The sequence below is a fragment of the Halopseudomonas sp. L-58 genome, assembly GCF_056859475.1.
Window position 1 is genome coordinate 1 of sequence record NZ_JBSXON010000068.1, and the last position, 11011, is coordinate 11011.

Below are 11011 nucleotides of genomic sequence, written 5' to 3' on the forward strand. Positions count from 1 at the left end.
CTGGAAGTAATCGGGCTCGGCAAAGCGTGACGGTGGCGCCTTGGCCGGGAACAGCAGCGCGTAAAGCCGAACCTCGTCCAGGTCCTTCGGCAGTGGCCAGGTAACGCCCTGGACCTGGGCCAGGCTGACGTACTTGCCGACCACGCCCTTGGAGAGTCCGCAGGCACGGGCAATGCGCTCGTGACTGAGACCGGCTTCGTATTTGAGGCGCAAAACCTCGGTGATCTGTCGCATGGAAATCCTCGCAGCCGGCATCCGCCCTTCCTCATGGAAAAAGAAGCGGTATGCGCGATTAAGTTGAAGAATTCCAGTGTGTTGGCAGTGATTCCGGGGGAACGTGACCGACGATTCCGGCATCGTGACCGGTGATTCCGGGATATCACCCAAAATCGGTCACGATAAAACGGAATGAGCGGTCACGTTAGTCCGGAACAGGCGGTCACGTTCAAACGGAATGGGCGGTCACGATGGGCCGGAATATGCAGAAGGCGTGTTCGCTCCACTCTATGCTGTTGAGCATCTGAATACCGCGTTGCTGGACGGTACGTTACCCATCCTCAAGATGTTCTTTGATGGGGTCGCACCAATCGTTGCCGCAGCCCGTTCGGATGATTTCACGCTTATGGAGGCTGTGCGACTGCGCTCCCCTTTACTTGATCCTAAGCACTTGGAAACAGCTGGCAACAATCAATTCGAGCTACTTGAATCTGTTGGAGTAGCGACTCAATCACTTTGCGAGATGCTTAACGGTAACGATCCCTTGGTTGAGGAGGTGGCTCAAATCCTACTGAGTACAGGTTTGCTTGCGTTGCCCGATCGACTCGTTGAGGCAATGGTTCAAGGTGCCACTTCAGATCCAGCGCCGGAAACGTCCGATCGTCGCGCACTTGAAGTCCATGCTTATCGGGTTGTCCTAGGGCGTCGTTACTCAGAGATGGCGGCCTTTGCAGGCTATGCAAATGGCTTTTCGCCCTACGGTACCCACCAGGGTGTCAAAGGCCTAGAGTTCCCCCGGGTGATGGTGATCCTGAGCGACGAGGAGGCCGGCGGCTTTCTATTCAGCTATGAAAAGTTGCTCGGTGTTACACCGGCTTCGGCGAACGACATGAAAAATGAGAGCGAGGGTAAGGACACATCGCTATCACGAACAAGAAGGCTCCTCTATGTCACTTGCAGTCGTGCTGAGGAAAGTTTGGCCATCGTGGTCTACAGCTCTCAACCAGAGATTGCGAAAGATAGAGTCATTGAAGCAGGCTGGTTGTCCGCTGAAGAGATCGTAGTGCTCTGAACCAGCTCATTGAATAGCCGCTGTTTCTGTAGACACCAGATGACCGCTATTGGCCGTTCTCTGCCGGTCACCTCTTCGGCGTGTACAGGTCAAGTCGGATACAAACGGTGGTCAGCACGAATGCAATTGACTGGTCAGCGGCAACGCAATTGGGTGGTCAAGTGCGATGCAATTACGCAGTATGAGACCAGCAATGGTGAATCTTCCCCACGTCCGTGGGGGTGTTTCCATCAGCCCGCCTGCACTTGGGAGACTGCGACAATCTTCCCCACGTCCGTGGGGGTGTTTCAGGCCTTGTTTTCCGTTTGCCTGGCGAGTCTTCCTCACGTCCGTGGGGGTGTTTCTGTGAACGAGCCCCCTGACATAGCATATCAATGGGATAAAATAAGTGATGGGATCAGGTCTTGCCTTTTGCCCTTCCGACATCACAGTCTACCGGAGCAGGCGTAGTCCAACATGAATCTAGACACCGCGCCAGAAAACGTGCTGATGCACCTGAAAGCCATCTATAACGATGGCGAGTTGGCCGAGAAGGCAACTGCTAAGGGTTTCTTAGCTGTTCGTCAGGGCTGAGTCCTCACTGGAGCAGATGAGTTTGGGGAGAGTATCCGCAACGAGGTCGTTCCTTGGGTGTAGGCCCGGGCTATCAGTTCTGGTGCCATCAATCCGTAGGCGCTTGGACACATATTTGCGGTAGGTTATAAAGCACCGCCGCGAATCCAAGGGCAATGAAGGGGTTCTAAAAGGCTGTCTCGAAAGGGGCGGCATTTTTTATTTTTACCGGCCTGTGCGTTGCTTGGTGTTGCTTCTTTCCGCTTTTGGAATCCGTATGCGAAGCATGTGGCATGTTGTTTTATGCGCTGGCGCCGAGTCCCTGGCGCCGTGCAGATTGTGGTTAAACAGTGCGAGGCTTAGTCTGTTGGTGCGTATTTTTGGGGCTTACGCCCTTAGCCGCAGGTTCTGCCGAATACCACGCTGGTTTACTTTTCCTGCAGATTCTAACTTTCGAAAGGTCTGCATTGGATGCTGCCTCCGGTAAGGAGAAGCGGCGCTTTGTTGCCGTACGCCTGTCTCCATATCGCTCAATCGATCGCGTAGACCGATGCCCCATGATGTAAGCCATGAGCCTGGGGTCGATGCCAGAGGCTTTGAGGTTGGAGCCCATTTGGTGTCGTAAGCTTCTTAGCGTTGGCTGTACTTTACGTCTGGGCCAAAGCTGCCTGCATTGTTCTCGCAGAGTATCCCTGATTGCCGCAGCGCTGCGGTGTGAGTGTCGATACAGGTCTACTGCTTTAGCCGCAAGCTCAAAATCTGTTTGGTTTGGGAACGTTATATCTCGGTCGGCACCCCTGATGCCTTGATCGTCCTTTTTTGCTCCAATAATATGGAACCCCTCACCAGAGACCTGAATCGAGTGCATTTCACAGGGTCGGACGCCGAGCAGCCAAGCTAGCGTAACGGCAGCAAAAACGTCGTAGTGCCGTGTTTTTCCTAGGTGATGCAGAAGTGCGGCAATATCATCCTCGCTCAGGGCTTTAACCGCGTGAAGCTTCTCTTTAGGAGGGATGGTGCTGCCAGGCAAGGTGGTTGGATTAGGTGTTAGCACGATCCGCTTGGCTGCTGCTGGGTAGCCACGTTCACGAACGTCGAATGACAGTGCATTTTTCAGGACTCTGAAGTAGCCGGGTCTGTAGTCTGCTGCACACCTCGTCAATGCTTCGCATATCGCGCTTGTTGAGAGTTGTGTGCCTGGCATTCTCGTTTTGTAGAAGTTTCTTGCCAGTTTTCGGTATCGTTCTTCGGTGCTCTTCAGCATGTTGGCATCCTTATAGTTATTGTTATTTTTTTGATGTCAAAAGCAGCCGCTTCGCGAAGGGGCGCTTGTTTTTTCGCTCCTGGTCGGAGCGAAAAATCATGTCGGCATGGCACTGGCTGGGCCTCACCTCACCGTTGTTCGTGATGCCCTCGCCAACACCATGCCGCCACTGCGCCCCCATACCCGAAGCGCGGGTATGGTGTGTGCGCACGTACTCGCGCGCATGAGCACGTACCGTGGGTACGCGCTCTGGCAGCGCGCTGCCTGGCTTTGTTTGACATCAAATTCGGTAGCCGGCTCGGGCCGGATGTGAGCGCCAAAGTGTGGTATCCGCCTCAGGCTGCTTTTGGCTGTCGTCCGCGCTTTTTTCGTCCGCGCTGTGCCGCCATGAGTGGCTTATAGTTTGCCCACTTCAAGTGCGATAGCGGAACGCCATACTGTAGGCCCTGCTCCAGCGCCGCCTTGAGAGATGCGCTTAGCGGGGTATCCAGATAGTGCCTCTGTGTTACCTCATGGGCACTGCTCCTGTGCCCTAACAGGTGCGAGATTAGGCTGTCGGTTACCCCCGAGGCCTGAAGCCGTTGAGCGAAGCTTCGGCGACAGCTTTTAAAATTGAGAGAGCCCTCTGTGGCGCGCTCACAATGTGCGCCGATGTAGCCCTTTCCGGTCGCGTTGCCGCAAAAAAAACGGCTGGCAACCCTGGAATAGAGGTGTTCGCTTGAAAATGATAGCTCCGCGAACAGCAGCGCTGCGCTGCCGGCCTGATCTCGACGTTCTTGCACAAACTCCAGAAACCCCATGTCGGTCAGGGCGCTGCAAATCGGGATTTCCCTCCGTGACTGCTCATTCTTGAGGCTCTTGTTATAGCCATCATCGTTAATGCTGATGACGTGAATGCCGTGTCCGTCCGGACGTATATCGTGTGCCCTCAGTTGGCACAGCTCGTTCAGCCGCCCCCCAGTAAAAAGGCCAAGGGGAAGCAGCCAGAACCTGAACGACTGGGCGTCGAATTTGAGAGCTTGCGCCTGTTTGTCGGTATGCGTTTGATAAGGCCAGCCCTGCAATAGGGAGCAAATCTCGTCAGTGCTGAACGGTTTAGTGTTATCAGCTTTCTTTGTTCTCGGGTTGCTCAGTTTTAGCTGGGTCGAGATGAAGTGATCGTTGAATGCCTCTGCCATTACTCGATTAAACAGCTGGTAGTAAGTCTGGATGCTTTCGCCCTGACTTTTCGAGCGCTTTTGCTTCACCAGCGCGTTGGGCAGGGCGCGTTTTACTCTTGCAATGTCCTGTGGCGAAAGCTCGGCCATCCGTCGCTTGGGGTCGTTGTCGCTTACCACCTTTTTTAACTTGCCCATGCGGGCGATAAGCATGTTGCGGCCTTTTACTGAGTAGTTATTTGCGTCGATGAACCGCTGGCAGACCTCATCGAAGTACGACTGAACTGTTGGCGAGGAGTCCAGTTGCTGCAGAAGCTGGGTGACTGGAAGCAGTTGTTTCAGCAGTGTCGGGTAGAACTTTTCGTACTTGGGGTCGTACTGAAGCTCAAACCCCTCGAGGAGCGGTACCAATTTTTTTGCTGAAACTGTCGCTGTCATGCTGTGCCCTTGTGTGTCGATATGGCGCAATACTATTGCTAGTTTCTTTCGAGGTAAATAATAAAAATTTGCTAATTCGACCGCTTTATCTCGTTTTTATTTTGTTGTGTATCAGGTTGAAAATTGACCGTTTGTCAATTTTCTGGTTGTTTTTATTGGAATTGTTATTTGTTTTTGGGGTTATTGAGATTCTTTGACGTGGTGCGGCGCACTTGTCTTTCATGTCTTTTATTTGTTCGTGCTGTAACAATATTTTTTTGAAAAAAATTGGCCGCACGCATGGTGTGCTGTGCGGCCAGTCAGCTTGGTGGGTTACTTGGCGGGTCTACCTATCTGCTTACCGGCTTGCGCTGCCCGCAGGGACTGGTACCGGGCGTAGGAGACGTGCGTTAGGTCGAGGCTGAAGTCGAGCTGGTCGATTTCCTCCTTCAGTACGTGTAGCGGATAGATGTCGCCATAGCCGCCGGTCGTGCTGGTATCGACGTGCCCTACAAGCGCTTTGGCGATTAGCATATCCAGACGTTGCATGCGAAATTGCTGGATGAAGGTGTGCCGCAGGCCGTGAAAAGTTGCCTTCTCCTGGGCAAGATCGCACTGCTGCACGTAGCTGCCGAACCATCTGCTGGCAACGTGGCTCACGGGTACTTGGGAGTACTGCCGGTGTGAGTCGAAGAGCGGGGCGTCAGTATGGGGTGCTTTTTTCTTCTGTTGGCTGACGAAGTCTAGAAACCCCAATTTGATGAGCTCCTCGTGCAGCGGAACCTGTCGTATCGACTGGGTGTTTTTGATTTGCTTGCCGTCGCTGTTGTCGATATTGATCAGCCAGATGTTGTTGCTGCATCGAACGTCGCGCAGCTGCAATTGGCAAAGCTCCCCTAGGCGCGCTCCGGTGTAAAGGCCAAGCAGTGGCAGCCAGAACTTGTACTCGTCCATGCGCCATGAGGGCAGTTGTGAGGCGGTATGGACTGGCCCTTTGACTAGCTTGGTTAGCATCTCGTGGGTATAGGTACGCCGTCGTGGTGGGGGCGCGTTGCGGGTTTTGAATGTCAGGTTGGCGGTGATGTCGTGCTCAATCAGCTCTTGGTCTTGCGCGTACCGAATGAGTGATTTGGCGAGCTCAAAGTACGATTTGGCTGTACGCGGATTGATCGCCGGTGCTGTCCTTTCGATAATGAGCTGCTTGATTGATATTCGCTCTCGAGCTGCAAGCTGAGGGGCGCCGTACGGCAGAAACCGTAGTAGGTGGCGTAGTGTCAGGAAGTCTGTGCGGCGCAGTGTCTTCAGCCGGCGGTGTGCGCCGATGAGCTCGACGATGATTTTGAGGCGCGCTATTCGCTGTGGCGTGGTTTTAACGTGTGTCCAGGCACCCTCGTCGATCTGAGCCTGCTGGAAGCGTTTCGCTAGCTCACCGAACGTGATGCCGTTGAGCTGTTCCGCTTTGCTATCGATGACGGTGACTTTGGTGTTGCTGATCAGCGCTTCAAGCTGGCTGCGCTGGTCTTCTGGCAGTAATGCTGCGAGTGCTGTTGCCAGGGCGTGTTTCGCTGGATCGACTGGGGCTGGGTTGCTGTCAGTCAGTGGTCTGGCGTTGGGTAGGCTTGGTAGTGGGGATTGCTCCAACATGCTGCCCAGAAAACCACGGGTCAGGGCTTCAAGCTCTTGCCTCGCTTGCTCCAGTGACGCGTCTGTTGGGGCGCGACGCAGATGAATTTGAAGAGTGCTCTCGACGGCAGAGGTCAAGCGCTCATTTAGGAGCGTGGCTATGATCGCGGAGGTGGTCGGCAGGGTGAGCGAAAATCCTCGGCTAGCCAGGATTGGGTGCTTGTCTTTGAGTGTGCATGACGCGAGCTCAAGGGTGTAGAGCCCGGACTCCAGCTGTCGGCTGACAAAAGCTGAATAGCGGGGCTTGGGCCAGCTCAGTGATGTGAGAGTGCTGTGAATGCGGTATGCCGCGAGCGAGCCGGGCAGGTCGGGCGGGATGTCGGCAACATGAGCGCCACCGTCTGGTCTGGCATTACGAAGGTACTCATGCAGCGCGAGCGCGTTGAATGTGGCGGGGTGCTGCAAGGCGGCGTCGGGGGTGTGCTGCTCCAGATGGCTTATAGCGGCGAATGCGTAGACGGCGGCGTCTTGGGCTTTTTCTTGCTCTGATGTGCCGAGGGGCCAGTCAAGGCGGTGAAAGCGAAGGCCCAGTGCTGACTGGAGGGCGTCACTGGGTGTAATCGACAAAATCAGTTCACCGCCGGGCTTGACGCTATAAAGGGTGGTCTGTTTGGCGCTAGCTTCTGCCAGTTTCTGTTTGGCTGCAGTCAGGTCTTGCTTGCCGAGGTGGCTGGGCTCGGGAAGAGCTCCCCAAGGGTTGGCTGCGTTATCCAGTGTGCGTTTAAGCCAAGCTTTAGCCTGCTCGAGCCGTTCGCGTACCAGTTCTGGCGTAACCAGAGTGTCGCCTGGTTTGAGGATCAGGGAGAGCTCGGCGTCGAGCAGTTGGGCGAGGGTGCGTGCGAGGGATGCGTCGCGCCCGAGAGTCCAGCGAACCTGAGCGGGCAAGCGTGGCTCGCTGCTCAGGTGTGCCGGCAAAGTGAGGTAATACTGAAACACCCCGTTGGGCGAGGTGGTAAGATGTTGCTGTTTGCGTGAGTTGGACATGGTGGAGCGCCTCTTTTAAGTCCCAGATGGACTTTGTGCGATCTACCAAACCCTTCCTTCGCTGAAACCCGCGTTCTAGACGGGTTTCTTGTCAAATTGGTGGAGCCGGGGGGATTTGAACCCCCGTCCGCCAGTCCGCCGCTATCGGTTCTACATGCTTAGCCATCTCTACTTAGTTAACTCCGCGCCGCCCGAGTGGCAGGGTGCTTGGAGCGAGCTGTATAAGTTTTAGCCGTTACGTCTACAGCAAACTTGGCGGCGATCCTGTTCTATCTGACAGCCAAATCTTCGGGTTTACAGGCATCCCCTAGAGGCTGCTAGCCGGCTTAAGCGGCTAGTGCGTAGTTGTCGTCGTTGGCAACTATAAGTTTGCAGCAGCGAATTTACGAGTTCTGCTACCAGCTCGGCATGCCCCTCAAGTTTTGTAACCGTCGTCGAATCCAAATCGGCCCCAAATCTTTCAGGTCTGTTACTAAGATGCGATTGTACGCGAAAGGTTCCCTGAGTAATAGCTATCGTTTGCAGGCCAGGGCGGTTCTGCCCGGTTTGCGCGGTGTGCGGGCGTGATCGTCAAGCGGCCTGACGCATTTCGTTTTCCCCGAGCCGCCACGGCAGACAAAAAAATACCCTGACGAGTCAGGGTATAGGCGTTACATGCTTTAAACCATAAACCGGCTGGTGGAGCGGACCAGCCTGTCAAAGGGTATGACGGGCTGGTTGCGGGAAAGTTCAGCGGGTAGCAAAAAAAAAATTAGCGATGGTTCTCGCGTACGACGCGTTGCTTCTCGCGATCCCAGTCGCGCTCTTTCTCTGTCTGCCGTTTGTCGAAGTCCTTTTTGCCGCGTACCAGGGCAATTTCGCATTTGACCAGGTGACCCTTCCAGTACAGCGCGAGCGGGACGCAGGCGAAGCCCTTGGCCTGTACGCCATTGACCAGCTTGTCGAGTTCGCGTGCGTGCAGCAGCAGTTTGCGGGTGCGGGTCGGGTCGGCGATGACGTGCGTACTGGCGGTCTTCAGCGGCGTGATGTGGGCGCCCAGCAGAAAGGCTTCGTTGTTCTTGAGCAGGATGTAGCTGTCGACCAGCTGCACCTTACCCTCGCGCAGGCTCTTTACTTCCCAGCCGGTCAGTGCGATGCCGGCTTCGAAGCGCTGCTCGATGAAATAGTCGTGTTTGGCCTTTTTGTTCAGCGCAATGGTGCCGCTGTTGGCCGGGGATTTCTTTTGCTTGCTCATAGGCGCGTCAGTATACCTGTAGTTTCCTATGCTGTATCGGCGGATTTTGCGGGTGGAGGGCTTTCATGCCTGCGGCGATTTGACCTTGTGGTGATTGGTTAAAATCTGGACAATGCGTTCCTTTTTTTGGGTACTCCGGGACTCTTTATGAGCAAAGACGCTGTCTCCATTCACGGGATCTGGGCAAGCCGCTGGGTCTTCATTCTTGCGGCAACCGGATCTGCCGTAGGCCTCGGCAACATCTGGAAGTTCCCTTACATGACTGGTGTATATGGCGGTGGCGCCTTTGTTCTGGTCTATCTGATCTGCATCTGTCTGATCGGTTTGCCGGTGATGCTGGCCGAGACCCTGCTGGGACGGCGCGGCAGACAGAGCCCGGTCAATACGCTGAAGACGCTTTCCCGATACTCGAACGCTTCGTCCGCCTGGTCCTGGGCTGCGGTGATGGGGATGACTGGTGCGCTGCTGATCTTGTCCTTTTACAGCGTGGTGGCTGGCTGGGCGCTCGATTATATCGTTGGCATGGTGCGCGGTGAGTTTGCCGGCATTGACGGTGACGGTGGGGGGCAGCGTTTCGGCAGCCTGGTTAGCGACCCGGTTCGGCTGACGGTGTGGCATACGCTATTTATGCTGCTCACCGGTTGGGTGATTGCCCGGGGTGTGGTGGCGGGCCTTGAGCGCACGCTGCGGATTCTGATGCCGATGCTGTTTGTACTGCTGGTGGCGCTTCTGGGGTACAGCCTTACCACGGGTCATTTCATGGAGGGTGTGCGCTTTCTGTTCGAGTTTGATTTGGCCAAGGTGCCTGACGGTATTCTGGCCGCCATGGGGCACGCATTCTTTACCCTGAGCGTGGGTGTCGGCTCGATCATGGTGTTCGGCGCCTATATGCCGCGCAAGGCGTCCATTGGATCGACAGTGCTGACGGTTGGTCTGCTGGATACGGTCGTAGCACTAACCGCGGGAATGGCCCTGTTTCCGGTAGTGTTTGCCGCCGGGCTGCAGCCCAATGAAGGGCCGGGCCTGATGTTTGTCACGCTGCCAATCGCCTTTGGCAATATTGCCGGCGGTAACCTGTTTGGTGTTGTGTTCTTTGTGCTGGTAACTGTAGCGGCCTGGAGTTCGGCGATTTCCATGCTCGAGCCGGCAGTGGCGTTTTGGGTTGAGCGCAGTGGTCGCAGTCGTGTGTGGGTGACCTCGGTGATTGCGCTGCTCTGCTGGGTAGTTGGCCTGGGTACGGTGCTGTCGTTCAACGTGCTGGCGGATGCGCGGTTCTTTGTGTCCGATGCTGACGGTTGGCACCTGTTCCGCTGGACCAGTGAGGGCGGCATGACGTTCTTTGAATCGATTGATTATCTGACCAGCCGCATCATGCTGCCTCTGGGTGGTCTTCTGTTTGTGCTGTTCGCAGGCTGGGTGCTGGACCGCGATGTATTCCGCGATGAGCTGGCGTTGAAGTATCGCCGCCTGTTCCCGCTCATCTATTCGCTGTTACGCTATGTAGCCCCTGCGGGGATTCTGATTATCCTCGTCACCGAACTGACCAAGTGAAGATTGCATGACCCACATTCAGCGCTCGGCTTTGTTGCCGTATCCGGCCAGCCATTTGTACAACCTGGTTAACCGGGTTGAATGTTATCCGGAGTTTCTGCCCTGGTGCTCCGGTGCGACGGTTCTCAGTGAGACTGACACCGAGATGTGTGCCCGTCTGGACATTGCCAAGGCCGGCATGAGCCAGGCCTTTACTACCCGAAATGCGTTGGTGCCGGGCGAGCGCATTACGCTGCGTCTGGTGGATGGCCCGTTCAGCGATTTTCGTGGTGCCTGGGAGTTCAAGGCGCTTGGTGATTCGGCGTGTAAGATCACTCTGGATCTGCATTTCGAGTACGCCGGCGCCCTGGTCAAGGCGACGCTGGGGCCGTTGTTCAATCAGGCAGCCAATGCAATGGTGGACGCCTTCTGTCAGCGGGCCAAGGAGACCTGGGGTGGCTGAGAAGACCATGGTGGTGGAGGTGGCCTATGCGCTGCCCCACAAGCAGAAGATTGTGACGCTTAATGTGCCCGAGGGCACCAGCATGCTGGACGCCGTGCGTCTGTCCGGCATGGATCAGCACTTCCCCGAGCTGGATCTGGAAAGTGCCCCGCTGGGTATTTTCGGCAAGGCCGTCCCCAAACCTGCAGAGCGGGTGCTGCAGTCAGGAGAGAGGGTGGAAATATATCGTCCGCTGATTGCGGACCCGAAGGAAGTGCGCAAGCAGCGCGCTGCCAAGGCCAAGGCGGCCAAGACGGAAGACTAGCAGCCTGTTGAAATTCGCCTACGGTCTGTCTGACTTTGCCGTGTAAGGTTTACGATATCGGCTCCAATCTGCCGGGAACCCCGATTTCCATGCGTGGCGCCGATATCACTCAGGAATCCTTGTTCACTGTCGCCA

General features: G+C 55.7%; 8 protein-coding genes, 1 other RNA gene and 1 pseudogene. 4 read left to right on the forward strand and 6 right to left on the reverse strand.

Annotation, left to right across the window (positions count from 1 at the left end; translation table 11 throughout):
* Positions 1-255: pseudogene (locus AC13EY_RS11935) on the reverse strand (IS21 family transposase); the annotation flags it as partial.
* Between the two features lie 199 nt (positions 256-454).
* Here AC13EY_RS11935 and AC13EY_RS11940 point away from each other — a divergent pair.
* Entirely contained in the window at positions 455-1288 is an 834-nt protein-coding gene (locus AC13EY_RS11940; RefSeq protein ID WP_482875884.1) for a P-loop NTPase family protein, read from the forward strand.
* An 895-nt stretch (positions 1289-2183) separates the two neighbouring features.
* On the opposite strand, the gene AC13EY_RS11945 is transcribed toward AC13EY_RS11940, so the two are convergent.
* The 5 genes from AC13EY_RS11945 to smpB all read right to left on the reverse strand — a co-directional run bounded on the left by AC13EY_RS11945 (position 2184) and on the right by smpB (position 8579).
* On the reverse strand, positions 2184-3104 hold the full coding sequence (locus AC13EY_RS11945; protein WP_482890418.1) for a site-specific integrase: 921 nt from the start codon (positions 3102-3104) through the stop codon (positions 2184-2186).
* A gap of 335 nt (positions 3105-3439) precedes the next feature.
* A complete protein-coding gene (locus AC13EY_RS11950) occupies positions 3440-4699 on the reverse strand; it encodes a tyrosine-type recombinase/integrase (protein WP_482875886.1) in 1260 nt (419 codons plus the stop codon).
* Positions 4700-5011: 312 nt separating this feature from the next.
* Positions 5012-7345: a site-specific integrase gene (locus tag AC13EY_RS11955; protein ID WP_482875888.1), complete on the reverse strand. Its 2334-nt coding sequence runs from the start codon at positions 7343-7345 to the stop codon at positions 5012-5014.
* Positions 7346-7442: 97 nt separating this feature from the next.
* Positions 7443-7798, reverse strand: a transfer-messenger RNA (tmRNA) gene (gene ssrA / locus AC13EY_RS11960).
* 298 nt (positions 7799-8096) lie between these two features.
* Positions 8097-8579, reverse strand: coding sequence for an SsrA-binding protein SmpB (gene smpB / locus AC13EY_RS11965; protein WP_088276359.1), 483 nt, complete (start codon positions 8577-8579; stop codon positions 8097-8099).
* A gap of 147 nt (positions 8580-8726) precedes the next feature.
* Here smpB and AC13EY_RS11970 point away from each other — a divergent pair, with 147 nt between their 5' ends.
* The 3 genes from AC13EY_RS11970 to AC13EY_RS11980 are packed head-to-tail and all read left to right on the forward strand — an operon-like array spanning position 8727 to position 10876.
* Positions 8727-10130, forward strand: a complete 1404-nt coding sequence (locus AC13EY_RS11970) for a sodium-dependent transporter (protein ID WP_335599095.1) — start codon at positions 8727-8729, stop codon at positions 10128-10130.
* Positions 10131-10137: 7 nt separating this feature from the next.
* Positions 10138-10572: a type II toxin-antitoxin system RatA family toxin gene (locus AC13EY_RS11975; protein ID WP_335599094.1), complete on the forward strand. Its 435-nt coding sequence runs from the start codon at positions 10138-10140 to the stop codon at positions 10570-10572.
* The gene (locus tag AC13EY_RS11980; protein ID WP_228246836.1) at positions 10565-10876 is read left to right on the forward strand and encodes an RnfH family protein; all 312 of its coding nucleotides are present in this window, start codon (positions 10565-10567) and stop codon (positions 10874-10876) included. The genes AC13EY_RS11975 and AC13EY_RS11980 overlap by 8 nt, the downstream gene beginning before the upstream one ends.
* The last annotated feature ends 135 nt before the right edge of the window (positions 10877-11011 follow it).